22 protein-coding genes and 1 pseudogene are annotated in these 22,552 nt (G+C 71.5%); 11 read left to right on the top strand and 12 right to left on the bottom strand.

What is annotated here, in order from left to right; all coding sequences use genetic code 11:
- Positions 1 to 8: 8 nt before the first annotated feature.
- A complete protein-coding gene (locus tag ACGF3C_RS26610; RefSeq protein ID WP_393226254.1) occupies positions 9 to 452 on the bottom strand; it encodes an ABA4-like family protein in 444 nt (147 codons plus the stop codon).
- Complete coding sequence (locus tag ACGF3C_RS26605; RefSeq protein ID WP_393226251.1) at positions 449 to 1,378, bottom strand: hypothetical protein; 930 nt, start codon at positions 1,376 to 1,378, stop codon at positions 449 to 451. The genes ACGF3C_RS26610 and ACGF3C_RS26605 overlap by 4 nt, the downstream gene beginning before the upstream one ends.
- A 166-nt stretch (positions 1,379 to 1,544) precedes the next feature.
- Here ACGF3C_RS26605 and ACGF3C_RS26600 point away from each other — a divergent pair, with 166 nt between their 5' ends.
- Entirely contained in the window at positions 1,545 to 2,294 is a 750-nt protein-coding gene (locus ACGF3C_RS26600; RefSeq protein ID WP_393226248.1) for a glyoxalase, read from the top strand.
- A gap of 52 nt (positions 2,295 to 2,346) precedes the next feature.
- On the opposite strand, the gene ACGF3C_RS26595 is transcribed toward ACGF3C_RS26600, so the two are convergent.
- Positions 2,347 to 2,742: a hypothetical protein gene (locus ACGF3C_RS26595; protein WP_393226245.1), complete on the bottom strand. Its 396-nt coding sequence runs from the start codon at positions 2,740 to 2,742 to the stop codon at positions 2,347 to 2,349.
- A 235-nt stretch (positions 2,743 to 2,977) separates the two neighbouring features.
- Between ACGF3C_RS26595 and ACGF3C_RS26590 the strand changes: the two genes are divergently transcribed.
- Positions 2,978 to 4,150, top strand: coding sequence for a lactonase family protein (locus ACGF3C_RS26590; protein WP_393226243.1), 1,173 nt, complete (start codon positions 2,978 to 2,980; stop codon positions 4,148 to 4,150).
- Between the two features lie 99 nt (positions 4,151 to 4,249).
- On the opposite strand, the gene ACGF3C_RS26585 is transcribed toward ACGF3C_RS26590, so the two are convergent.
- A complete protein-coding gene (locus ACGF3C_RS26585) occupies positions 4,250 to 4,552 on the bottom strand; it encodes a helix-turn-helix transcriptional regulator (protein WP_357225152.1) in 303 nt (100 codons plus the stop codon).
- A 65-nt stretch (positions 4,553 to 4,617) separates the two neighbouring features.
- Here ACGF3C_RS26585 and map point away from each other — a divergent pair, with 65 nt between their 5' ends.
- From map to ACGF3C_RS26560, 5 genes and pseudogenes are all read left to right on the top strand, one after another.
- Positions 4,618 to 5,391, top strand: a complete 774-nt coding sequence (map, locus tag ACGF3C_RS26580; protein WP_393226240.1) for a type I methionyl aminopeptidase — start codon at positions 4,618 to 4,620, stop codon at positions 5,389 to 5,391.
- Between the two features lie 163 nt (positions 5,392 to 5,554).
- Positions 5,555 to 6,259: pseudogene (locus ACGF3C_RS26575) on the top strand (CDP-alcohol phosphatidyltransferase family protein); the annotation flags it as partial.
- Between the two features lie 254 nt (positions 6,260 to 6,513).
- Positions 6,514 to 8,169 carry a sulfatase-like hydrolase/transferase gene (locus ACGF3C_RS26570; protein ID WP_357225158.1) on the top strand — a complete coding sequence of 552 codons (1,656 nt, stop codon included), beginning with the start codon at positions 6,514 to 6,516 and terminating at the stop codon, positions 8,167 to 8,169.
- 35 nt (positions 8,170 to 8,204) lie between these two features.
- The gene (locus tag ACGF3C_RS26565) at positions 8,205 to 9,002 is read left to right on the top strand and encodes an FkbM family methyltransferase (protein ID WP_393226237.1); all 798 of its coding nucleotides are present in this window, start codon (positions 8,205 to 8,207) and stop codon (positions 9,000 to 9,002) included.
- 91 nt (positions 9,003 to 9,093) lie between these two features.
- The gene (locus tag ACGF3C_RS26560; RefSeq protein ID WP_357225165.1) at positions 9,094 to 10,050 is read left to right on the top strand and encodes a LysR family transcriptional regulator; all 957 of its coding nucleotides are present in this window, start codon (positions 9,094 to 9,096) and stop codon (positions 10,048 to 10,050) included.
- Here ACGF3C_RS26560 and ACGF3C_RS26555 read toward each other — a convergent pair.
- From ACGF3C_RS26555 to ACGF3C_RS26520, 8 genes are read right to left on the bottom strand one after another with little or no spacing between them, the layout of a single operon-like run.
- Complete coding sequence (locus ACGF3C_RS26555) at positions 9,975 to 11,213, bottom strand: VWA domain-containing protein (RefSeq protein ID WP_393226234.1); 1,239 nt, start codon at positions 11,211 to 11,213, stop codon at positions 9,975 to 9,977. The genes ACGF3C_RS26560 and ACGF3C_RS26555 overlap by 76 nt on opposite strands.
- The gene (locus tag ACGF3C_RS26550) at positions 11,210 to 11,932 is read right to left on the bottom strand and encodes an SRPBCC family protein (RefSeq protein ID WP_393226231.1); all 723 of its coding nucleotides are present in this window, start codon (positions 11,930 to 11,932) and stop codon (positions 11,210 to 11,212) included. The genes ACGF3C_RS26555 and ACGF3C_RS26550 overlap by 4 nt, the downstream gene beginning before the upstream one ends.
- Positions 11,929 to 12,798: an AAA family ATPase gene (locus tag ACGF3C_RS26545; RefSeq protein WP_393226228.1), complete on the bottom strand. Its 870-nt coding sequence runs from the start codon at positions 12,796 to 12,798 to the stop codon at positions 11,929 to 11,931. Before ACGF3C_RS26545 ends, ACGF3C_RS26550 begins: the two co-directional genes overlap by 4 nt.
- A complete protein-coding gene (locus tag ACGF3C_RS26540; protein ID WP_357225182.1) occupies positions 12,795 to 13,370 on the bottom strand; it encodes a nucleotidyltransferase family protein in 576 nt (191 codons plus the stop codon). The genes ACGF3C_RS26545 and ACGF3C_RS26540 overlap by 4 nt, the downstream gene beginning before the upstream one ends.
- Before the next feature lie 3 nt (positions 13,371 to 13,373).
- Complete coding sequence (locus tag ACGF3C_RS26535; RefSeq protein ID WP_393226225.1) at positions 13,374 to 14,240, bottom strand: XdhC family protein; 867 nt, start codon at positions 14,238 to 14,240, stop codon at positions 13,374 to 13,376.
- A gap of 10 nt (positions 14,241 to 14,250) precedes the next feature.
- Positions 14,251 to 16,641, bottom strand: coding sequence for an aerobic carbon-monoxide dehydrogenase large subunit (locus tag ACGF3C_RS26530; RefSeq protein ID WP_393226222.1), 2,391 nt, complete (start codon positions 16,639 to 16,641; stop codon positions 14,251 to 14,253).
- Positions 16,638 to 17,186 carry a (2Fe-2S)-binding protein gene (locus ACGF3C_RS26525; protein ID WP_393226219.1) on the bottom strand — a complete coding sequence of 183 codons (549 nt, stop codon included), beginning with the start codon at positions 17,184 to 17,186 and terminating at the stop codon, positions 16,638 to 16,640. Before ACGF3C_RS26525 ends, ACGF3C_RS26530 begins: the two co-directional genes overlap by 4 nt.
- Positions 17,187 to 17,188: 2 nt before the next feature.
- The gene (locus ACGF3C_RS26520; protein WP_393226216.1) at positions 17,189 to 18,061 is read right to left on the bottom strand and encodes an FAD binding domain-containing protein; all 873 of its coding nucleotides are present in this window, start codon (positions 18,059 to 18,061) and stop codon (positions 17,189 to 17,191) included.
- Positions 18,062 to 18,179: 118 nt separating this feature from the next.
- Here ACGF3C_RS26520 and ACGF3C_RS26515 point away from each other — a divergent pair, with 118 nt between their 5' ends.
- The 4 genes from ACGF3C_RS26515 to ACGF3C_RS26500 all read left to right on the top strand — a co-directional run bounded on the left by ACGF3C_RS26515 (position 18,180) and on the right by ACGF3C_RS26500 (position 22,546).
- A complete protein-coding gene (locus ACGF3C_RS26515; RefSeq protein ID WP_357231420.1) occupies positions 18,180 to 19,253 on the top strand; it encodes an XdhC/CoxI family protein in 1,074 nt (357 codons plus the stop codon).
- Positions 19,254 to 19,453: 200 nt separating this feature from the next.
- The gene (locus ACGF3C_RS26510; protein ID WP_357231415.1) at positions 19,454 to 19,873 is read left to right on the top strand and encodes an ASCH domain-containing protein; all 420 of its coding nucleotides are present in this window, start codon (positions 19,454 to 19,456) and stop codon (positions 19,871 to 19,873) included.
- A gap of 70 nt (positions 19,874 to 19,943) precedes the next feature.
- Positions 19,944 to 20,708, top strand: a complete 765-nt coding sequence (locus ACGF3C_RS26505) for an ABC transporter ATP-binding protein (RefSeq protein ID WP_357231412.1) — start codon at positions 19,944 to 19,946, stop codon at positions 20,706 to 20,708.
- Positions 20,705 to 22,546 (top strand): hypothetical protein, encoded by a 1,842-nt coding sequence (locus ACGF3C_RS26500; RefSeq protein ID WP_357231409.1) that lies wholly within the window; start codon positions 20,705 to 20,707, stop codon positions 22,544 to 22,546. Before ACGF3C_RS26505 ends, ACGF3C_RS26500 begins: the two co-directional genes overlap by 4 nt.
- The last annotated feature ends 6 nt before the right edge of the window (positions 22,547 to 22,552 follow it).

Raw genomic sequence — 22,552 nt, 5'->3', positions numbered from 1 at the left:
TCGTCAGCCTAGGTGCTGTGAGCCGGTGGCGGCGGCCGCCGCCGCCACCGGGTCCGGACCGCTAGGTACGCGGCCAGGCCGAGCGGCCCGAGCAGGATGGTCAGCACCAGCACCGGAGCCATCACCAGCGCCGGCACCCCCCGTTCCCGGCTGTCCAACCACGCCCATCGCCCGACGAACAGATCGAACGCGATCATGTGCGCCCAGCCCGCCGCCGCACCGTCGGAGGTGCCGAGCAGGTCCCGCACCCCGGCCAGGGTCGGCGACGCCACGGCCGGCAGCACCTCGCCGAACGCCGGGAGCACCAGCAGCGCGTAGATCACCACGACCGGCAGCACGATCAGCGGCGAGGCGATGATCCGGGCGGTCCACGACCAGCGCGGCAACAGGATCATCAGCGCCCAGAACGGCGCGGCCACGGCGAACGTTAGGGAGAACAGCGTCGCGGTCACGCGGCCAGCGCCAGTTCCGGGCGACGCCGGCGGGCCAGCACCACGCCGGTCACGCTGGCCGCGGTCGCGACCACCAGTGCCGCGACCGCGGCGAGCGTGGCGGCGTCCGGCCGCAGCAGCGGCTGTCCGCGCAGCGCCTGCCACGTCAACAACACGGTGAGTACGCCGTACGCGGCACCCGCGACGGCAAGCAGCCGGACGCGGGTGCGCTCGTCCAATCGCGTCGCGAACCGGGTCAGCAGGATCGCCAGGATCGGCAACGCCTGGAGGGCGTGCAGCCCGACGAAGTGCCCGATCCGCAGGTCACCGCCGGTGGTGCTCCAGCCCACGATCGGCAACCCCGGCCCTCCGTCGGGCACGCCGACGCTGTGCGCCCCACCGATCCCCTCGATCCCCGGGTCCTGCATCGGCAGCGCCATCGGCACCGCCGCGAGCATGCCCAGCAGGGACAGGCCGAGCCCCCAGCCGACGGCGGTCGCGGCCACCCGATCGGGAATCCGCTGGATCAGGACCACGATCCCGATGACGAGGTGCGCGAAGAACAGCACCATGATGGCCGCGCCCATCACCGCGAACAGCGCGGTGTTCAGGGGGGTGCTGTCGTTGAAGTGGCTGGCCTGCCCGCGTATCACCTGACCGACTATCCACGCGTTTTCGACGACCGCCACCGCGACGATGATGACGACCGCCGTCTCGACGGCCCGGCTGCGTCGCGGCAGCAGGGAGAGCATCCAGGCGAGCGTCGCGCCGTACAGCACGAACGACACCGCGAACTTGAACGGCTTGAGCCAGATCGGCGCCCCGGTGAGGACGCGCGGGTCGACGAGGATGCCGACGACGGCGACGACGCCGAGCACCGCCATCACGGATACCAGGAACATCAGTGGGCGGTTCCAGCGCGTCGCCCGGCGCAGAACTGTTGTCATGTCTGTAGATGCTCGTGGCCGCGTACGCCGATCGCGTCCGACCTCGAGCCCCGGTTGCGGCCGGTGGTCGGAGCGGTCCTCCTCCCCTGGTAGGAGACGAAACCCGTCGAAGCCGCTCGGTGGTGCTGGCACAATGACCGGCCTGCCGACCGGACCGGGAGTGACGATGACGACCAACGAGGACCGTGTCCAACCGAACGAGACCACGGTGCCGCTGCTGCACTGCCCCGCCCCGGAGGAGACCCTGGCGTTCTGGCGGGCGCTCGGGTTCGAGGTGACCTACGAGCAGACCCGGCCGTACGTGTACCTGGCGTTTCGGTGGAGCGGGTTCGACCTGCACTACGGGCCGGCGCCAAAGGATCTCGACCCGGCCAAGGAGCAGTCCGGCGGCTGCCTGGTGATGGTGGACGCGGTAAGGCCGTACCACGCGGCGTTCGCCGAGGCGATGCGCCGCAGCTACGGCAAGGTGCTGGTCAAGGGCCTGCCTCGGATGACCCGCTACCGCGCCGGGTCGTTGCGGTTCAGCATCGTCGACCCGTCGGGCAACTCCATCGTCTTCATCCAGCGCGACGAACCGGACGACGTGGAGTACGGCGGGTCGAAGGAGCTCGACGGGCTGGCCCGGGTGCTCGACAACGCGCGGATCCTGCGCGAGTTCAAGATGGACGACCGGGCGGCCTATCGGGCCCTCGACTCGGGGATGCGCCGTCGCGCCGAGGACACCCCGGTGATCGAGCAGGCGATGGCGCTGGCCGGCCTGATCGAGTTGGCCACCGCGTTGGACAAGGCCGACCGGGTGCCCGAGTGGGGCGCCCGACTCCAGGCGCTGTCGCTGACTCCGGAGCAGCGGACACAGGCGGGGCAGTACGTCGCCGACCCCACTCTCCTCGAACCGTGGTGGCCCGACCCGCGCTGACCCCGGACCTCGCCGCGTCCGGCCTCAGCGATGGTGTTGTCGCCCGAATCAGTCAGGGCCGCACGTCGGTGTCGTCGTCGAGGACCTTCTCCGCCAGCCGCTCCGGGAACATGCGACGCACGCTCGCGGAGTATTCGCTCCCATCGCCGGGCTGCGTGACGCGATCGCCGTCCACCCGGACAGGTACGGAGACTCCGGAGACGATCCCGACCCCCGGTGCTGCTTCGCAGTGCGCCCAGGCGAACGACGAAGAACCATCTCGCCCCAGCAGCCGAACCTCGCAGGTGCCTGGTCCGCCCAGCAACTCTACGGGGAGGAGCGTCGTGAGACGCGCCTCCTCAGCCTGCACCTCAGCCGCGTCCCGGTCGGGGAGTGCGTACGGCGGCTCGGAACAGCCGGTGAGCAGCCCGATCGCCAGACCGACCCAGACGGCGTGGTGGCGAATCACCGGCGCAGCATCCCATCCGGTGGTTCTGACACGCCATCACCGTCGGTTTGCGGACCGAGCGCCCGGTGCGCTGTGGCGGAAGAGCGCCACAGTCGCCCGTTCGTCTCGTGTTTTCGCAAATCGACATGGAATTACCGCTTTAGGGTAACTACGACCAACCCGCCTAGCTGCTCCGATAGGTTTCCAAGGAGAGGAAAACTCGTATTCCTCCCTTCGGGTGCATAAGGAGTCAGTGATGAAGCGCAGTGTCGCGCTCGCGGCAGCCCTCCTCGCAGGTCTGACCAGCATCGGATCGATCCCCGGGGCCGCCTTCGCCGATGGCGGTGGCCCCGGGTACCACGACGACCGCAAGGGGGGTGATCACCACGACGGCGACGAGGGCGCTGTCTTCGTCCAGACCAACAAGGCCGAGGGCAACACCATCAAGGTGTACGACCGCGACGAGGACGGCCGTCTCACCAAGGCGGGCGAGTACGAGACCGGGGGGCTGGGCGGCTTCACCATCGGCGCGCCGCTCGACGCGCTGGCCTCGCAGGGCTCCCTGACCTACCACCGTGGACTGCTGTTCGCCGTGAACGCCGGCAGCAACACCGTGACGGTCTTCCGCGTCGAGGGCACCAGGCTGCACAAGCTCCAGGTCATCTGGTCCGGCGGTCTGCTGCCGGTCAGCGTCGCGGCCCGTGGCGACCTCGTCTACGTCCTCAACGCCGGCGGCGAGGGCTCGGTGCAGGGCTTCGAGCTGCACAAGGGGCGCCTGTCGCGGATCGAGGACGCCAACCGGTCGCTCGGGCTGCACAACGGCAACCCGCCCGCGTTCGGGACCGCCCCGGCCCAGGTCAAGATCGACCCGGACAGTGAGTTCGTCCTGGTGTCGACAAAGGCCGCCAACGTCATGTTCAGCTACGAGATCGGTCGCGACGGCAAGCTGTCCCGCAACCCCGTCATCAGCGACGCGGGCAACACTCCGTTCGGTTTCACCTTCGACACCGATGACTCGTTGCTGGTCACCGAGTCGGGCGCGAACGCGGTCAGCCGGTTCGAGCTGGAGGACGACGGCGCGCTCGACCAGGTCGGCCCGTCGGTGCCCAACGGGCAGCAGGCGACGTGCTGGATCCAGCGTGTCGGCGACTACTTCTTCGTCGCCAACGCCGGCAGCTCCACCATCAGTTCCTACCGGGTCGACGACGACGGCAAGCTGGAACTCGTCAAGAACGTCGCGGCCGACACCAACGGTGGGTCGATCGACATGACCGCCAGCGACGGCTTCCTGTACGTGCAGAACGCCACCGCCGGCAACGTGCAGGGCTACAAGGTGCACGAGGACGGGTCCCTGAATCTCGTCACCACCGTGGAGGGTCTGCCCAAGTTCACCGACGGCATCGGCATGGAGGGCATCGCCGCCTCCTGAGCGCATCACCCGCTGGTCCCGGTCGTTCGTCGACCGGGACCAGCTTCGTCTGGTGGGTCGCCGGCCAACGCGTCGTCGTGCTGCGCCAGCGGGTCCTGTCTAGGAGGCCAACCGTTCGCGCTCGGTGCGCGTCGGCCGGGGGACTTCGGCGCTGCCGTCCGACGTGTTGATCTCCGACCAGACGGCGTCGAGGGAGAGTCCGAGGACGTCGGCGATCGCCGCGATGGTCGGGAAGGCGGGGGTGGCTATCCGGCCGGACTCGATCTTTCGAAGGGTCTCTGGCGAGACGCCCGCGTCCAGCGCGGTGAGGAGCATCGAACGCTCTCCACGGGCCCGACGCAGGAGCGCGCCGAGGCGCTGTCCGCGTTCGAGCTCTTCGGGAGTGAGCGGCAACCTGACCATGCCCCGATTCTAGTACCGGGATAATATGGCCGGGATACTTATTGGTTGCCAGAGGAAGGCGCTGCATGATCGAGATCCTGAGCCCCACCGACGTGCTGCGAGCGAAGGGCGCCGGCGCGCTGGTCGCCAGCATCCTGCAGACGCTGAAGAGCCGCTGCGTGGTCGGCACCAACCTCCTGGACATCGACCGGTGGGCGCAGGCCATGATCATCGAGGCCGGGGCGCAGTCCTGCTACGTCGACTATGAGCCGTCCTTCGGGCGTGGGCCGTTCGGCCACTACATCTGCACGTCGGTGAATGACGCCGTACTGCACGGGTTGCCGAACGACTACCCACTCGCCGATGGGGACCTGCTCTCGCTCGACCTCGCCGTCTCCCACCGTGGAGTCGTCGCGGACTCGGCCGTCAGCTTCATCGTGGGCGACGTGCGGCCCCCGGAGAGCGTCGCGCTGATCGACGCGACCGAGCGCGCGTTGCGGGCGGGGATCGCCGCCGCCGGCCCCGGCGTTCCCATCGGTGACATCTCCCACGCGATCGGCTCGGCTCTCACGGCGGCGGGATACTCGGTCAACACGGAGTTCGGCGGTCACGGCGTCGGATCGACGATGCACCAGGACCCGCACGTCTCCAACACCGGGCGCCCCGGTCGCGGCTACCGGCTACGCCCGGGGCTGCTGCTGGCGCTGGAGCCCTGGGTGATGGCGGACACCGCCACGCTGGTCACCGATGCCGACGGCTGGACCCTCCGCAGCGCGACGGGCTGCCGGACGGCGCACAGCGAGCACACCATCGCGATCACCGACGACGGTGCCGAGGTGCTGACCCTGCCGGCGCCCTGACCGACGGCCCGGCGGTCGACCCGCACCCACGGTTGACGATTAACCGGCCGGCCGAGGGGCAGGTCTCTGTGTGCCACCCCTGCGGGTCGCGTTCAGAATGAACCGATCGGTCATATTTTCCGTGATGACGGTCAGGGTCACCCACCAGAGTCGCGGAGGCACGATGTCAACGGTTCGAACTGGTCCGGTCATCGGACTGCTCGTGCAGATCGGCCTGCTGGCCCTGCTGGCGGAGACGGTCGGTCTGGGCACGGCGGGCTGGTTGGCGGGGCTGGCGTACGGGGTGATCCTGTGCGCCCTGCTGAGCCGGGGGATGTCCCGCTCGGGCGCGGGTGCGCTCAGCCCGGCCGACCGGGTGACACTGAGCCGGGCGATCCTCGTCGGCGGCGTGACGGCCCTGGCCGCCGACTCGTTCGGCCGGTCGGCGCCGGTCACCCTGATGGTCGTCCTCACCAGCGTGGCGTTGGCCCTCGACGCCGTCGACGGGTACACGGCCCGCCGTACCGGAACCACCAGCGAGCTCGGCGCGCGCTTCGACATGGAGATCGACTCCGTCCTGGTCCTGGTGCTCTGCCTGCACGTGGCACCCGCCGTGGGTGGCTGGGTGCTCGTGATCGGCGCGATGCGCTACCTCTACGGCGCCGCGACCTGGGTGTTGGAGTGGATGCGGGGATCCGCGCCGCCGCGTTACTGGAGCAAGGTCGTCGCCGCGATCCAGGGCGTCGTGTTGACGGTGGCGATGGCCGACGTGCTGCCCGCGCCGCTGACGACAATGGTGCTGGTGGTGTCGGTGGCGCTGCTGGTCGAGTCGTTCGGGCGGGACGTGACCTGGCTCTGGACGACCCGGCACCGCCGCCGCGCCGTCACCCACGCCACCCCGGCCGCGACGGTCCACGCGGGCAACTCGGCGAGCCACAGTGCCCCGAGCGCCGCGACGGCGCTGGGCTCGGGCCGGCCGGACGGGCTGCCCTGGTCGGACCGTCCCACGGTCACCGTGGCCCGACGCGGGACCGCCCGCGTCTGAGCATCCCGGATGCCGCGACCAACAAAGATCATGGAAGGATGCCCGGGTTGTCGCTCTTGACGCGCGTACGTCGGCTGCCGAGCCAGGGACGGAGGGCGATGGAGGTCGAGGTCTCGGACGGCACCGCCGACGGCACCGACGTCGAGGAACGGCCGAAACGCTCCTTCGCCGCCCGGCTGACGACTGTGCTGGCCGCGCTGCTGGTGCTGCTCGTCCTCACGGTGCCGTACGACTACGGCCGGCTCAGCCCGGCGGCGTTCGCGCGGATCCCCCTGGAGGCGCTGCTGGTCGTGGCCCTCCTGCTCGCCCTGCCGTCTCGTGGCAGCCGGATGGTCGCGACGCTCGCCGGCGTGGCTCTCGGCCTGCTCGGCCTGTTGAAGCTGCTCGACCTGGGATTCACCGCGTCGCTGAGCCGGGCGTTCGACCCGGTGCTCGACTGGGCGCTCCTCGACGAGGGGTTCGCCTTCCTCAGCGAGTCGTACGGCCGGCCCGCCGCCATCGGTGCCGCGGTCACCCTGGCGGTGGTGCTCGTGGTCCTGCCGACACTTGTCACGCTGTCGATGCGGCGACTGCGGGGGGTGGTGGTCCGGCACCGCACCGGGACCACCCGGGTCGTTGCCGCGCTGGTGGTCGTCTGGGTGGCCTGCGCCGCGTTCAACGTGCGGGTGGTCGAGGGCGTACCGGTCGCCGACACCTCCGCGACCACCCTGGCCAACGGTCACGGCTTCCAGGTGCGCCTGCGCCTCGACGACCGCGAGACGTTCGGCGCCCTGATCGAGGCCGACGCGTTCGGCGACACCCCGGGCGACCAGCTGCTGACCGCGCTGCGCGGCAAGAACGTGGTCGTCGCCTTCGTGGAGAGCTACGGCCGGGACGCCGTCGAGGACCCGGAGTTCGCGCCGTGGGTAGGTGCGGTCCTCGACCGCGGCACCAGTCAGCTGAGCGCGGCGGGTTTCGCCGCGCAGAGCGGCTTCCTCACCTCGCCGACCTTCGGTGGCGGCAGTTGGCTCGCGCACGACACACTGCTCTCCGGCCTCTGGATCGACAACGACCAGCGCCACCGCACCCTGCTGGCCAGTGACCGGATGACCCTCAACCGCGCCTTCCAGCGCGCGAACTGGCAGACCGTGGGCGTGATGCCCGCCGTCACCAAGCCGTGGCCGGAGGGCTCCTTCTTTGGCTACGACCGGTTCTACGACGCCAGGACGCTCGCGTACCGAGGCCCGAAGTTCAGCTTCGGCACCCCGCCCGACCAGTACACCCTGGCCAGCTGGCAGCGCCTGGAACAGGCGAAGCGCGACGGCAACGTGATGACCGAGCTGGCGCTGGTGTCGAGTCACGCGCCCTGGACGCCCGTCCCGCCGCTGCTCGACTGGGCCGACGTCGGCGACGGCGCGGTCTACCGTGGGGCCGGCGCGGGCAGGTCGGACGACAAGCGCCGCAACACCGCCCAGATCCGGGCGGACTACCGAAAGTCCATCGAGTACACCCTCGGCGCGCTCACCTCCTACGTGCGGACCTACGGAGACGACGACCTCGTGTTCATCGTCCTCGGTGACCACCAGCCCGCCGCGGTCGTCACCGGCGAGAACGCCAGCCACGACGTGCCGATCTCGATCATCACCCGGGACCGGGCCGTGCTGGACCGGATCTCCGGGTGGGGCTGGCAGGACGGGCTGAAGCCCGGACCGCAGGCGCCGGTCTGGCGGATGGACGCCTTCCGGGACCGGTTCCTGACCGCCTTCGGACCGTGACCCGGCCACCTCTCTCACGGACTGGACCCAGACAGATGACGGCTAGCACCGCCACCAGGATCGCCGCGCTCCGGACCGACCCGGCCCTGTCCCTGCTGCACCGGTCGCTGGACGTCTACTACGGCGATCCCGAGCGGGACGCGAGGATGGACGCCTTCTACTCCCGCTTCGTCAGCGGCGGGGACCTCGTCTTCGACATCGGCTCCCACGTGGGCGATCACATCGCCAGCTTCCGTCGCCTCGGTGCCCGGGTCGTCGCTGTGGAACCGCAGCCGTTGTGTCTGCGCGCCCTGCGGGCGATCTACGCCGACGACGACCGGGTGACAGTGGTCGACGCGGCGTGTGGCGCGCTCCCCGGGCGTACCCGGTTGCACGTCAACTCCGCCAACCCCACAGTGTCCACCGCCTCACCGGATTTCGTCCTCGCGGCAGAGGGCGCGGGCGGGTGGGAGGGCCAGGTGTGGGACACCGACATCGAGGTGGCGGTGGTCACCGTCGACGCGCTGATCGAGACGTACGGCGTGCCGGCCTTCACCAAGATCGACGTTGAGGGTTTCGAGGACGAGGTGCTGGCCGGCCTGAGCCGCCCGCTGCCCGCGCTGTCGTTCGAGTTCACCACCATCGCGCGTGCGGTCGCCGACCGGTGTCTCGATCGCCTGACCGCGCTGGGTTTCGACGGCTTCGACGTCGCGGTGGGCGACGACAAGTCGATGACCTTCCAACGGTGGACGTCCGCGACCGACCTGGCGACGCACCTGCACGACCTGCCGCACGCCGCGAACTCCGGCGACGTGTACTGCGTGTCCGGAAACCAGGCGGTCACCACCGACTGATCGGGTGCTGGCGGTGGCGCGGACCAGCGCGGGATGATCGACGTTCGTCTCGACGTCGAGCCGCGCCACGCGATCGCGGGGAAGAGGACCGATGACCCCGACACAGCTGCGCGCGTACGTCGCCGTGGTCCGGTTGGGCTCGGTCAAACAGGCCGCCGCGGAGCTTCAGGTCTCCGAGTCGGCGGTGTCGCTGCACATCGCCCAACTGCGCAAGGAGTTCGGCGACAAGCTCTTCGCCCGGACGGCGGCGGGCCTCGCGTTCACAGCGGGTGGGCTGCGGCTGGCAAGTCGGGCGGCCGAACTGCTGGGCCTGCAGGACCGCACCATCCTGGAGGTCAGCGCCGCGACGCGCGGCCGACGGATGCTGCGGGTCGCGGCGTCGAGCCTGTTCGCGGAGTTCGCCGCGCCGGGCCTGATCGAACTTTTCGCGAAGCGCGCCGCCGACCTCGACGTCGAGTTGAGCGTGCGCAACCCGGGGGCGTTCGAGTCGCTGCTGTTGACCCGCGCCGCGGACATCGCGATCGGGCCGCAACCGTCGGTCGTCCACAGCGCGATCGACTGCCGGCCGGTGATGAACTACCGGCTCGTGATCGCCGTCGGTCCGGAGCATCCACTGGCCGGCATGGCGGCGTCACCGGGGCAGCTGCGGGAACAGACCTGGCTGCTCGGGCCGTCGGCCGCCACCGAGTGGGGCGCGGTCCCGGCGCTGCTGCGTCGGCTCGCCGTACCGGACGAGCGGCAGCAGTTGTTCCAGAGCCACGCGGCCGCGCTGGGGGAGGCCAAGCGGGGCAGAGGGGTGGCGCCGGCCCTCGCGTTCACCGTCGCGCCGGACATCCGTCAGGGCCAGCTCGGGCAGGTGCTGGGGCCGCACGCGACGATGGAGGCGGTGTGGCATGCCCAGGTGCTCGCCACCCCCGGATCCATGTCGGCAGCCGAGGAGCTGTCGCGCTTCTCGTCGACGCCGAGGGCGATTCAGGCGATGATGCGCGGCGCGGGCGTCAGCGTCGGCCATTTCCGGCCGTCGGTGCACGTGACGCTCTGGAGCTGACGGGCGACGACCAGCAGGTCCTGGAAGGTGCCGGCCGGCAGCATCCGGTCGCAGTAGGGAAGTGCGGCGGCCATCCCGCCGACGCGGGGGGCGAAGCCGGGCGCGCCGGCGCGGGGATTCAACCAGAGAATCCGGTACGCGCGGCGGCTCAGCCGGGCCATCACCGCTGCCAGGTCGGCGGGCGGATCGCTGTCCCACCCGTCCGACCCGATCACCACCACTGCCCCGCGTACGGCCTCCGCGTGGTGGGAGGTGAGCAGGGCGCGCAGGTTCGTGGCGATCCGGGTGCCCCCGTACCGGTCGGTCACGGCGGCGCTGGCCTGTGCGACCGCCTCTGCCGCCGAGGTGTGCCCGAGCACCACGGTGAGCCGGGTCAGCGTCGTGGCGAACGCGAACACCTCCGCGTCGGCGACCACCGCGAACGCCCGCATCAGGTGCAGGTACGCGGTGGCCTGCGCCCGCATCGACTCGCTGACGTCACAGAGCAGCACGACCCGGCGTGGCCGCCGTACCGGGCGCGCGCGGACGACCTCTATCGGCTCCCAGCCGGTACGCCGGGACCGGGCGATGGTGGCCCGCAACGCGATCCGGGCGCCGGCCGGCCCCACGGTGTGCCGCCGGGTGCGTCGGGTCGGCCAGCCGGCTACGGCCGCGCGCAGGGCGTCGCCGAGTTGCGTTACCTGAGCGCCGTCGAGTTCGTCGAACGGACGGTCGGCGAGCCCGGTGTGGGCGCTCGGGCGCCGCTCGGGCAGTCGCAGCGGGGTGTCGTGTTCGGGGGTCTCGGCGACCACCGGCGGCAGTGTCGCCCAGGGCAGGCCGCCGCCCGGCCCGGCGTCGTCGGTGTCGGCCGGCACCCGGACGTACACGTCGTCGGAACTGTCGGCCGGTGGCGCGGACCGCTGCGGTCGGGGCAACGGTGGTGGGTCCGCGAAGATCGCCGCGAAGACCCGGTCGAACGCGGGCACGTCGGTGTGCCGTCGCACCAGGCTGATCCGGGCGGTCCAGTAGAGCGACGACATCGAGTCGGGCGGGCTGGCGGCGAGCGCACGGACGAAGTCGTCGACGGTGGTCAGCCCGGCCGGAACCCCGGCCCGGCGCAGCCGGCTGGCGAGGGCCACCGCGAACGCGGCCCGGTCGACGCCGCGCAGCACGCCCTGGCTCACCGGCGCGCGACCAGCCAGGCGATCACCGCGCCGACCGCGACCAGACCGACGACCACCGGTACGAGGCGCTTGGTGACCGACCCGCCGGCGATGCTGAGCAGGTCGAGCGCCTCCGGCTCGGCGGTTGGCGCGACACGGACGGCATCGCCCGACGGCCCGACATCCGACGGCCCGACATCCGACGGCCCGACATCCGACGGCCCGATGCCCGACGGCGCGGGCGGCGCGGCGGACGTGGCCGCCACGGGTTGGGCGTTCGGATGCGGGGCCGGCGGTTCGGCGGCGAGCTTGGCCTCCAGGTTCGCGACGAACTGGGTCAGGAGCTTGCCCGACACCTCCTTGATCATGCCGCTGCCGAACTGAGCCAGTTTGCCGGAGATCTTCAGGTCGGTGTCCACACTGACCAGCGTCCGGTCGCCGTCCGGCCGCAGATGGGCGGTGACCAGCGCGGATGCGGTGCCGGTCGAGCGGGCGTCACGGCCCTTCGCGTCGATCACCCCGCGATAGGCGGCGTCGTCCTTCTCGACGAAGCGGGCGGTGCCCGCGAACTCCGAGACGACCGGGCCGACCTTGACCCGCACCCGGCCCTGGTAGACGTCGCCGTCGACGTCGGTCAGCTGGGCGCCCGGCAGGCACGGCGCGAGCCCTTCCAGGTCGGTGAGCACCGCCCAGGCCCGGTCGATCGGAACGGTGACCGCGAACTCGTTGGTGATCTTCATGGTGGACTCTCCTGGTAGGCGCCGAGTGCGGCGGCGACCACGGCGCGGTCGTCGGGGGTCTTGGCGATGGTGCCGATGGTCTGCGCGACACCGTCGGCGGCCAGGTCGGTGACACCCAGCACGGACAGCGCGCCCACCCAGTCGATGGTCTCCGCCATGCCCGGCGCCTTCTCCAACTCCCGGTGGCGTACGCCGCCGACGAACTGCACGGCCGTCTGGATCAGCGGCCCGGCCGCGCCCGGTACGGCCCGGCGGACGATCTCCACGGCGCGGGCCGGTTCGGGGTATTCGATCCAGTGGTAGAGGCAGCGGCGGCGCAGCGCGTCGTGCAACTCCCGGCTGCGGTTGGAGGTGAGCACCACGACCGGTGGCGTCCGGGCGGTGAAGGTGCCGAGTTCGGGGATCGTGATGCCGGCCTCGCCGAGGAACTCGAACAGCAGCGCCTCGAACTCGTCGTCGGCCCGGTCGATCTCGTCGATCAGCAGCACCGGCGGGACGGGCCCCCGGTGGCGTACGGCCCGCAGGATCGGCCGTTCCTGAAGGTACTCGGCGCTGAACAGGTCCGCGTCGGTGAGCTGGGTGTGGTGCGCCTCGGCGAGCCGGATCGCCAACAGTTGCCGCTGGTAGTTCCACTCGTAGAGCGCCTCACCCGCGGTGAGCCCCTCGTAGCACTGCAGCCGGATCAGCGGTGTCTCCAACGCGAGGGCCAACGCCTTCGCGGCGGTGGTCTTGCCGACCCCCGGCTCGCCCTCCAGCAGCAGCGGCCGACCGAGGCGCAAGGCCAGGAACAGGGCCATCGCCATGCCGTCGTCGACCAGGTAGTCGACGGCGTCGAGGCGGTGCCGGACGGCCTGGGCGTCCTTCATGCCTCGCCCGCCAGCAGGCGCTCGTAGTCGGCCCGGGTGTCCACGTCGATCGGCACCGGCCCGTCGACTGTCACCTCGGTCACCGGGTGACGCCCGGAGTGCAGGAGCTTCCAGACGGCCTTGTCGCCGTGCAGGTCGTACAGCTCGGGCAGGACTTCACGGCCGAAGCGGAAGGGATGGCCCAGGCCGTCCGCGTACCGGCACACGGCCAGCGGGGTGCCGGCCGCGGCGACCCGGCGGACGTCCGCGGCGCGGACGCCGGGCTGGTCGCCGAGGAGCAGCACGATGGCGTCGGCGCGCGGGTCCACCGCCCGCGCGGCGGTGCGCACCGACGACCCGCAGCCGGTGCTGAACGCCGGGTTCTGCACGACCTGGCAGCCGGTCAGGTCCACCCGGTCGCGGATGTCGCCCGCCGCGCCGCCCACTGTGACGAGCAACTGGTCGAAGCCGCACGCGCGGGCCAGGTCGAGGGTGGCGTCGAGCAGCGTCCGCCCCCGGTACGGGAGCAGTTGCTTGGCCTCGCCGAGCCGCACCGACGCTCCAGCGGCCAGCACCACGCCGGTCAGGAACACCTGTCACGCCGCCGTGAAACTCGCGAGGCAACCGGGGCAGCAGAACCAGAAGTCCTGCCCGTCGACGCGCGTGTGCGGCGTCTCTGCCCCGACCAGCACCGTCATCCCACAGACCGGGTCGACGGCCTGCTGCGGTCGGGCGGCCGGCGCGCCGGTGGCCGGGGCCAACCCGTCCACCCGGATGGCCCGGACCACCTCACCCATGATCGCCAGAGCGATCTCCGCCGGCGTACGCGCGCCGATCTCCAGCCCGGCCGGGGTGTGGACGCGGGCACGTTCCGCGTCGGTGAGGCCCAGCTCGTCGAGCAGGGCCACGCCGCGTCTACCACTGGCGACCAACGCGATGAACCCGACGCCGGCGTCGAGCGCGGCCCGGATCGCCTCCGGCTCGCCCTTGCCCAACCCGGCCACCACCACAGCGGTGCAGCCGGTGCTGTCGTCGGCGGTGACGACGTCGAAGTCGAGGAACGCGGCCACTGTCGTCACGGCGGCGCTGATCGGGGTGTCACCGACCACGCGCAGCGCCGGCGCCGGCAGTATCGGCCGGAGGAAGACCTCAATCGCCCCACCGGAGTGGCACGGGTTCACCACCACCCGGGCCCCCGGCGTCTCCGGGAACGGGGTCGCGCCTTCCGGCAGCACCCGCAGCAGCAGGGCGGTGCCGTCGCGCAGGGCATCGAGGGCTGCCGCCCGCACCGAACTCTCCGCGCACACGCCGCCCACGAAGCCCTCGATCGAGCCGTCGGACCGGATCACCGCGTCGTCGCCCGGCCGCGCCGACGTCGGATCCTGCGCGCGGACCACTGTGGCGTGGACGAACGGCTCCCGGGTGTCGGTCAGCTCCCGGGCGCGTTCGGCGATGGTGGTCATCCTCGGCTCCTCAGATCGGCGGCCGGGCCTGGCCGCGCATCGCGTCCCAGACCCGCGACGGCGTCAGCGGCATGTCGGCGTGGCGGACGCCGAAGGGCTTCAGGGCGTCGATGACCGCGTTGACGATCGCGGGCGGCGACCCCACGGTGGCGGACTCGCCCACGCCCTTCGCGCCGATCGGGTGGTGCGGCGACGGCGTGACGGTGAACCCGGTCTCCCAGTCGGGCACTTCGAGGGACGTCGGGATCAGGTAGTCCATCAGGGACGCGCCGAGGCAGTTGCCGTCCTCGTCGAACGCGATCATCTCCATCAGCGCCATGCCGACCCCGTCGGTCAGGCCGCCGTGCACCTGCCCCTCGATGATCATCGGGTTGATCCGGGTGCCGCAGTCGTCGACCGCGATGAACCGTCGGACCTTCACCTGCGCGGTGCCGGGGTCGATGTCGACCACGCAGATGTACGCGCCGTGCGGATAGGTCAGGTTCGACGGGTTGTAGCAGATCTGCGCCTCCAGGCCACCCTCGATGCCCTCGGGCAGGTCACCCGCGCCGTGCGCGCGCAGGGCGATGTCCTGGATCGTGACGGACCTGCCCGCGTCACCGGCGACGTGGAACGCGCCCTTCTCCCACTCCAGGTCGGCGACCGACACCTCGAGCATCCCCGAGGCGATGATCCGGGCCTTGTCGCGAACCTTCCGGGCCACCAGGGCCGCCGCCGCGCCCGAGACGGGCGTCGAACGGCTGCCGTACGTGCCGAGGCCGAACGGGGTGTTGTCGGTGTCGCCGTGCAGCACCTCGATGTCCGCCGGCGGGATCCCGATCTCCTCGGCGACGATCTGCGCGAACGTCGTCTCGTGGCCCTGACCCTGCGACTGCACGCTGAGGCGTACCACGGCCTTCCCGGTCGGGTGGACGCGCAGCTCGCAGCCGTCGGCCATGCCCAGCCCGAGGATGTCCATGTCCTTGCGCGGCCCGGCGCCGACGGCCTCGGTGAAGAACGCGATGCCGATGCCCATCAGCTCGCCCCGGGCCCGCTTTTCGGCCTGCTCGCGGCGCAGCTCGTCGTAGCCGGCCATCTCCATCGCCAGCCGCATCGTCGGCTCGTAGTTGCCCGAGTCGTACACCCAGCCGGTCTTCGTCGTGTATGGGAACTGCTCCGGCTGGATGAAGTTCTTCAGCCGCAGCTCGGCCGGGTCCATGCCGAGTTCGTCGGCGAGGCAGTCGACGATCCGCTCGACCAGGTAGACCGCCTCGGTGATCCGGAACGAGCAGGCGTACGCGACGCCACCGGGTGCCTTGTTGGTGTAGACCGCTGTCATCTTGCAGTACGCGGCCTCGATGTCGTAGCTGCCGGTGAAGACCCCGAAGAAGCCCGCCGGGTACTTCACCGGTGCGGCGGTGCCGTTGAACGCGCCGTGGTCGGCCAGCACGTTGGTACGGATGCCGAGGATCCGGCCGTCGCGGGTAGCGGCGATCTCCCCGCGCATGATGTAGTCGCGGGCGAAACCGGTGCTGATCAGGTTCTCCGAGCGGTCCTCCATCCACTTCACCGGCTTGCCGGTCACGATCGAGGCGACGATCGCGCAGACGTACCCGGGGTAGATCGGCACCTTGTTGCCGAACCCGCCGCCGATGTCCGGCGAGATCACCTGGATCTTGTGCTCGGGCAGGCCCGCCACGATGGCGTAGAGGGTGCGGTGCGCGTGCGGGGCCTGGGTGGTCGACCAGAGTCGCAGCTTGCCGTCGACCGCGTCGTAGTCGGCGACCGCCCCACACGTCTCCATCGGCGCCGGGTGCACCCGGGGGTAGACGAGATCCTGGCTGACCACGACGTCCGCGCGGGCGAAGACCGCCTCGGTGGCCGCCTCGTCGCCGGTCTCCCAGTCGAAGCAGTGGTTGTTCGTTTTGCCGTCCAGATCGTCGCGGATCAGCGGTGCGTCCGACTCCAACGCCCGGCGCGCGTCGATCACCGGGTCGAGGACGTCGTACTCGACGTCGATCAGCTCCAGCGCGTCACGTGCCGCGTAGCGGTCGTCGGCGACGACGAACGCCACCTCCTGGCCCTGGAAGCGCACCTTGTCGGTGGCGAGCACGGCCTGCACGTCGTTGGAGAGCGTCGGCATCCAGGCCAGGTTCTGCTGCGCCAGCATCGCACCGGTCACCACCGCCCGCACCCCGGGCGACGCCTCGGCGGCGCTGGTGTCGATGCTGACGATCCGGGCGTGCGCCACCGGCGACCGGAGGATCGCGAGGTGCAGCATGCCGGGGAGCTGGACGTCGTCGACGTACCGGCCGCGCCCCCGCAGGAAGCGCGGGTCCTCCTTGCGCAGCATCCGGCCGTACCCGACGGGCTTCTGGTCGTTGTCGTGGAACGTGTCCACGCGCTCGTGCACAGTGGTCATGCGACGGCCTCCGCGGGCTGGCCGGCGTTGTCGATCTCGCCAGCCTCGGTTGATTCGGTGGTCTCGGTGACCTGGGCCGCGGCCTGCGCCTCGGCCACGGCGGCCCAGCGGACCGAGCGCACGATGGTGGCGTAACCCGTGCACCGACAGATCTGACCCGAGATCGCCTCCCGGATCTCCGACTCGCTCGGGTCGGGGTTGCGGTCGAGCAGCGCCCGCGCGGTCATCATCATCCCCGGGGTGCAGAAACCGCACTGCAGACCGTGGCACTGCATGAACCCCTGCTGGATCGGGTCCAGCTCGGCGCCCTTGGCGAGGCCCTCGACGGTACGCACCTGGTGGCCGCCCGCCATCGCGGCGAGGACCGTGCACGACTTCACCGGCTCGCCGTCGAGCCAGACCACGCAGGTGCCGCAGTTGCTGGTGTCGCAGCCCCAGTGCGTGCCGGTCAGACCCAGCACGTCGCGCAGGAAGTGCACCAGCAGCAGCCGGCCCTCGATCTCCCGGGTGACCTCGACGTCGTTGACGGTCATGGTGACCTGCATGCTCAGCTCCTCGCCCGTTCGACGGCCCGGCGCAGGGTCCGCCGGGTCAGCTCGGCGGCCAGATGCCGCTTGTAGTCCGCGCTGCCGCGCTGGTCGGTCACCGGGTCGCAACTGTCCGCGGCGATCGCCCCGGCCTGCTCGTAGAGGCTCTCCGAGGGTTCCTGCCCGCGCAGCGTCGCCGAGATCGCCGGGATGCCGGTGGTGTTGGGGCCGACCGCCGCGAGCCCGACCCGGGCGTCGACGATCGCGCCGCCGTCGAGCCACACCGCCGCGCCGGCCGACACCACGGCCCAGTCGCCGGCCCGGCGCTCGACCTTGGCGTACGCGCTGCCACAGCCGGGCCGTACCGGTAGCCGGATCTCGACCAGGATCTCGTCGTCGGCGACGGCCGTCTCGTACGGCCCGACGTGGAACTCCTCCATCGACACGACCCGCTCCGCGCCGCCCGGGCCACGGATCACGCACCGCGCGTCCAGCGTCGTGCAGACCGCCGACAGGTCCTCGGACGGGTCGGCCTGGCACAGCGAGCCGCCCAGCGTGCCCCGGTTGCGCACCACCGGGTCGGCGATCACCCGCTCGGCGTCGGCGAAGATCGGGAACGCCGTCGCCAGCACGGGGGATTCGAGGAGCTCCCGATGCCGGGTCAGCGCACCGATGCGGACCTCGTCGGGGCCCGCCTCGACGTAGCCCAACTCGCCGTGGAGGTCGTTGATGTCGATCAGATAGTCGAAGTTGGCCAGCCGGAGCTTCATCATCGGCAACAGGCTGTGCCCACCGGCGATCAGGCGGGCTGTCCCGCCCAACCGCTCCAGCAGGCTGATCGCATGGTCCACACTGGTGGCTCGCTCGTACTCGAACGGTGCCGGCACCTGCATGTCGCACCTCCGTAGTCCGGCAGAATCTCTGCCCGGCGGAGGTCAAAGTCAACGGTGACCTAAGCAGTTGCTTAGGTCACCGTTGACGGTGCCGCCGGGGCTCGCGGATCGTGCGGCCATGCGGGACATCGTCGACGGGCTGACCGGCTGGCGTGCGGAGGACGTCGCGTTCGCCGTCGCGACCGTCGCGCGGACCTGGCAGTCCGCGCCCCGGCAACCGGGCGCGGCGATGGCCGTCTCGGCGAGCGGCGACGTGGTGGGCAGCATCTCGGGCGGCTGCGTCGAGGGTGCCGTCTACGAACTCTGCCGGGCCGCGATCCAGACCGGCACGGCGCGCACCCAGACCTTCGGCGTCAGCGACGACGACGCGTTGGACGTCGGGCTGACCTGCGGCGGCACCATCCAGGTCCTGGTGCAACCGAGCGTGGCGATGGCCGAGTTCGACGAGGTCCTCGCCGCGATCCGCGACGGCCGTCCGGTCGCCACCGCATCGGTCGAGAACGCCCAGCTGGTGATCTGGCCGGATCGGGTCGCGGGCAGCCTCGGCGCACCCGATCTGGACGACGCGGCGGCCCGGCAGGCGACCGGGATGCTCGCGCTCGGCGTCACCGGCACGATCCACCTGGGCCGGCAGGGGCAGCAGCGCGGCGACGAGGTGGCCGTGTTCGTCCAGTCGTACGTGCCACCACCCCGGATGATCATCTTCGGCGCGATCGACTTCGCCGCCGCGATGGCCCGGATCGGCAAGTTCCTCGGCTACCACGTGACGGTCTGCGACGCCCGCCCGGTGTTCGCCACCCGTGCGCGCTTCCCGGACGTCGACGACCTCGTCGTCCGCTGGCCGCACGCGTACCTGGAGTCGACGACCGTCGACGACCGCACGGTGCTCTGCGTCCTGACCCACGACCCCAAGTTCGACGTGCCGCTGCTCCAGGTCGCCTTGGCCACGCCGGCCCGTTACATCGGCGCGATGGGCAGCCGACGTGCCCACGACGATCGGATACGCCGGTTGCGCGAGGCCGGTGTCCCGGAGAGCGCGCTGGCCCGACTCCGCTCACCGATCGGGCTGGACCTGGGCGCGCGGACACCGGAGGAGACGGCCGTGGCGATCGCCGCCGAGATCACGGCCCAGACCTGGGGCGGCACGGGACGCCCGCTCAGCGACCTGGCGACCCCGATCCACCACACCTGACCAAGGGCCGACTCGTCGGCGCGGTCCGGTCCCGTCGATCATGGAGTTGTGGTGCCGAACTTCGCCCTGTAGAAGCCACTTTGGCACCCACCACAACTGCATGATCGTCGAGGCAGGGCAGGTTGACGACCGCTGAAGCTGGATCAGGCGTATGTCGACGACGGTCCGGCCCGGCGCGTCGGGTCGCGTACGCTCCGCGGATGGACCTCGATGATCTTCCGCTTGCCGAGTTCGCGTTTCCGGGGCCACTGCGGGACAAGCTCGTGGGCGCGATCCTGTCCGGGGCCAAGACCTCGACGACGGGCCTGCTGATCGGGTACGAGTGCGCGAACGAGCCACTGCCCGAGGTGGGTCAACTGTCGGCCGTGGTGAACTCCGCCGGCCGCCGGGTCGCGGCCATCGAGCTGACCGACGTACGGGTGGTCCGGCTCGCCGACGTCGACCTGCCACACGCCCTGGCCGAGGGGGAGGGCGACGAGTCGGTGGCGCAGTGGCGTGCGGGACACGAGACGTTCTGGCACAGCGCCGAGGTACGCGCCGAGTTGGGCGATCCCGACTTCACAGTGGATGACGACACCCTGGTGGTGACCGAACGCTTCCGGCTGGTGCACATCGCCTGACCCGCAACGCCCACTGTGCACTGTTGATCAGCGGACGACACGATCGTCGAAGGTCACCTATGCTCGGCGCGTGATCCCCCCGGCACTCGAGATCCGTGGCCTGGTCAAGACCTTCGCGGCGCATCGCGCGGTGGACGGCATCGATCTGACCGTGCGTTCCGGCACCTTCCACGGCATCGTCGGGCCCAACGGCGCCGGCAAGTCCACCACCATCGGAATGGCCGTCGGCCTGGTCACCCCGGACTCCGGGGAGATCCGGATCCTCGGCCACGACGCGCTGCGCGAGCGCGGCCTGACCCGCGCGCTGACCGGAGTGCTGCCCGACGGCCTCGACTTCCCGGAGCGCCTCACCGGCGTCGAACTGCTGCGCTACAGCGCCGGGCTGCGAGGGCTGCCCCGGGCGGAGGCCGCCGAGCGGGCGGCCGAACTGATCGATGTGCTCGGCCTGGTCAAGGGCGCCGGCACCCCGTTGGCCGACTGCTCCACCGGCACCCGCAAGAAGCTCGGCCTCGCCCAGGCGCTGCTGCACGCGCCGCGACTGCTCGTGCTCGACGAACCGTTCGAGGCGGTCGACCCGGTCTCCGCGGCCACCATTCGCCGGGTGCTGCGCCGGTTCGTGGCCGGTGGCGGCACCTGCGTGCTGTCCACCCACTCGATGCTGCTCGTCGAGCAGATGTGCGACGAGCTCACCGTGATCCATCAGGGCCGGGTGGTCGCCGCCGGGTCGGTCGCCGAGGTCGCCGCCGGCAGCAGCCTGGAGGACCGGTTCGTCGAGTTGGTCGGCGCCGAAGCCTCCGGCAGCGCCGGTCTGGACTGGCTGACCGGGGCACGATGAGCGCGCAGTCCACCGTCTCCGGAGGGCGGGGCGGCACCCTCGGCACGATCACGGTTCCGGCCCGGATGCGCGCGACGATGTTCCGTCGCTCACTGCGCGAACACCCTGGTCCCACGGTGGCCGGCCTGGTCGGTCTGCTCGCCGCCGCCTGGTTGATCCGGTACGCCCTCCACGGTGACCAGCACACTCTCGGCCTGCTCGCCGGGGCGTGGGTTCTCGGCTGGATCGTCCTGCCGCTGCTGCTCGGCGGCGGGCGTGGCCGGGTCCGCCCGGCCCACCTGCGGTTGGAGCCGATCGGCGGTGTCCCGGCCGCGATCGGCCTGCTCGCCGCGTCGGCGATCGGGGTCGGCCCGGCCGTCTCGCTGGTGGCACTCGCCGCGCTGCCGGTGCACGCCGCCCGGTACGGCACCGTCGCGGTCCTCGTCACCGCCTTCGGCGCGGTGCTGCTCTGGCTGCTCGGGCTGATCGGCTCGGCCATCGCGCTGGAGGTCGTCGGCCACGCCGGTGGTCCGGCCGGGGCGCTGCTCACCGGCGTCCTCACCGGTACGGCGATGGGTGTCGCCGGGTCGCTCTGGGCCGTCTTCCCGTGGGTGTCGGTACTGCTCGTGGCAGCGCCGCAGGACGTGGTCCGGGTCACGGGGTACGTGCCGAGCGGCTGGCCGGTCACCGCCGTGACCGGGCCAACCGGGCAAGGGGTGCGCCTGATGGCGGCCCTGATGGGCATCGTGGGGCTCTGCGCCGCCGCGTACATCATGCTCGTCCGAAGGGTGATCGCCACCGGCGTGCCGTTCCGGCCGCGCCGGACCACGGCGGCGTCACCGGCCACGGCGGAGCGGGAGTGGCCGGGGTGGGTGCCGGCCGCGACGCGGGCGGTCGTCGGACGTGAGTTGCGGTCCTGGATGCGGCACCCGTTGCGGTTGCAGTATCTGGCTTTCGCTGTGGTGTACGGGGCGTTGCTCGCCGGTCTGCCGCTGCTGTCGGACGTGGACCTGCTGTTGCCGTGGGCCGGAACGCTCGCCGTGCTCGGCGCGGCGGCGATGTCGGCCGGGCTGGTCGGGCTGGACGGCACCGCGTTGTGGCTGCCGTTCACCACACCGGGCGGTGAACGGGCTGAGGTCCGGGGACGTGCCCTGGCCTGGCTGGTGCTGGTCACTCCGATCGGCGTGCTGCTCACCGTCGTCGGCATCATCCTCGCCCCCGACGTCGACCCGCTGGCCGCGCTCTCCACCCTGCCGGCCCTGCTCGGCGCGGGCGCGTCGGTGCCGGTGTGGGTGTCGTTGCTGCGCGTACGCCCGGTGGCCGACCCGCGGCACCCCACTGCGGCTGACAACCCGACCGACATCGTCAGCGTGCTGGTCGCCACCGCTGCCGGGCTGCTCGCCGCCGCGCCGGTGCTCGCCCTGATGATCTGGGGTCCGCCGCAGGCGGCACCGCTGCTACCGGTGGTCGGGCTGCTGTCCGGCGTGGCGACCTGGTGGGGTGGCTTGTGGCTGGCCGACGAGCGGCTCGCCCAGCGCGGCACGACGGTGCTCGCCGCGGCAGGTCAGCGGAGCCGGCCCCCGGAGGCGGCGCTCCCGCTGACCTGGGACGTGCAGTGGTATCGGGAGAACACGTCGACAGCGTGGGCGCTGGGGTTGCTGACGGTCGGGTGGATCCCGGTGATCCCGCAGGGGCTGATGCCGCTGGCGTTCGGAATCGACAGCGGGTGGATCGTGGCCGGTCACCTGAGCGGGAGCGCGCACACGGCGGTGGGGTTGGCGATGGTCGGTCTGGGCGTCGCGATGCTGCTCACCGGCCTGGTGCTGTGGGATCGCCGACCGCAACCGGGCAGCCCCTGATCCACA

It is taken from the genome of Micromonospora sp. NPDC047762 (assembly GCF_043204655.1).
Lineage (GTDB): Bacteria > Actinomycetota > Actinomycetes > Mycobacteriales > Micromonosporaceae > Micromonospora.
Note: the sequence above shows the minus strand (reverse complement) of the source record. Positions and strands in the feature narration are given on the sequence as shown.

What these genes read in the sequence shown, in the direction of transcription:
- ACGF3C_RS26605 (WP_393226251.1), bottom strand. Translation starts at nt 1,378, where the DNA reads ATGACAACAGTTCTGCGCCGGGCGACGCGCTGGAACCGCCCACTGATG.
- ACGF3C_RS26600 (WP_393226248.1), top strand. Translation starts at nt 1,545, where the DNA reads ATGACGACCAACGAGGACCGTGTCCAACCGAACGAGACCACGGTGCCG.
- ACGF3C_RS26590 (WP_393226243.1), top strand. Translation starts at nt 2,978, where the DNA reads ATGAAGCGCAGTGTCGCGCTCGCGGCAGCCCTCCTCGCAGGTCTGACC.
- ACGF3C_RS26585 (WP_357225152.1), bottom strand. Translation starts at nt 4,552, where the DNA reads ATGGTCAGGTTGCCGCTCACTCCCGAAGAGCTCGAACGCGGACAGCGC.
- map (WP_393226240.1), top strand. Translation starts at nt 4,618, where the DNA reads ATGATCGAGATCCTGAGCCCCACCGACGTGCTGCGAGCGAAGGGCGCC.
- ACGF3C_RS26570 (WP_357225158.1), top strand. Translation starts at nt 6,514, where the DNA reads ATGGAGGTCGAGGTCTCGGACGGCACCGCCGACGGCACCGACGTCGAG.
- ACGF3C_RS26565 (WP_393226237.1), top strand. Translation starts at nt 8,205, where the DNA reads ATGACGGCTAGCACCGCCACCAGGATCGCCGCGCTCCGGACCGACCCG.
- ACGF3C_RS26560 (WP_357225165.1), top strand. Translation starts at nt 9,094, where the DNA reads ATGACCCCGACACAGCTGCGCGCGTACGTCGCCGTGGTCCGGTTGGGC.
- ACGF3C_RS26550 (WP_393226231.1), bottom strand. Translation starts at nt 11,932, where the DNA reads ATGAAGATCACCAACGAGTTCGCGGTCACCGTTCCGATCGACCGGGCC.
- ACGF3C_RS26545 (WP_393226228.1), bottom strand. Translation starts at nt 12,798, where the DNA reads ATGAAGGACGCCCAGGCCGTCCGGCACCGCCTCGACGCCGTCGACTAC.
- ACGF3C_RS26535 (WP_393226225.1), bottom strand. Translation starts at nt 14,240, where the DNA reads ATGACCACCATCGCCGAACGCGCCCGGGAGCTGACCGACACCCGGGAG.
- ACGF3C_RS26530 (WP_393226222.1), bottom strand. Translation starts at nt 16,641, where the DNA reads ATGACCACTGTGCACGAGCGCGTGGACACGTTCCACGACAACGACCAG.
- ACGF3C_RS26525 (WP_393226219.1), bottom strand. Translation starts at nt 17,186, where the DNA reads ATGCAGGTCACCATGACCGTCAACGACGTCGAGGTCACCCGGGAGATC.
- ACGF3C_RS26520 (WP_393226216.1), bottom strand. Translation starts at nt 18,061, where the DNA reads ATGCAGGTGCCGGCACCGTTCGAGTACGAGCGAGCCACCAGTGTGGAC.
- ACGF3C_RS26515 (WP_357231420.1), top strand. Translation starts at nt 18,180, where the DNA reads ATGCGGGACATCGTCGACGGGCTGACCGGCTGGCGTGCGGAGGACGTC.
- ACGF3C_RS26510 (WP_357231415.1), top strand. Translation starts at nt 19,454, where the DNA reads ATGGACCTCGATGATCTTCCGCTTGCCGAGTTCGCGTTTCCGGGGCCA.
- ACGF3C_RS26500 (WP_357231409.1), top strand. Translation starts at nt 20,705, where the DNA reads ATGAGCGCGCAGTCCACCGTCTCCGGAGGGCGGGGCGGCACCCTCGGC.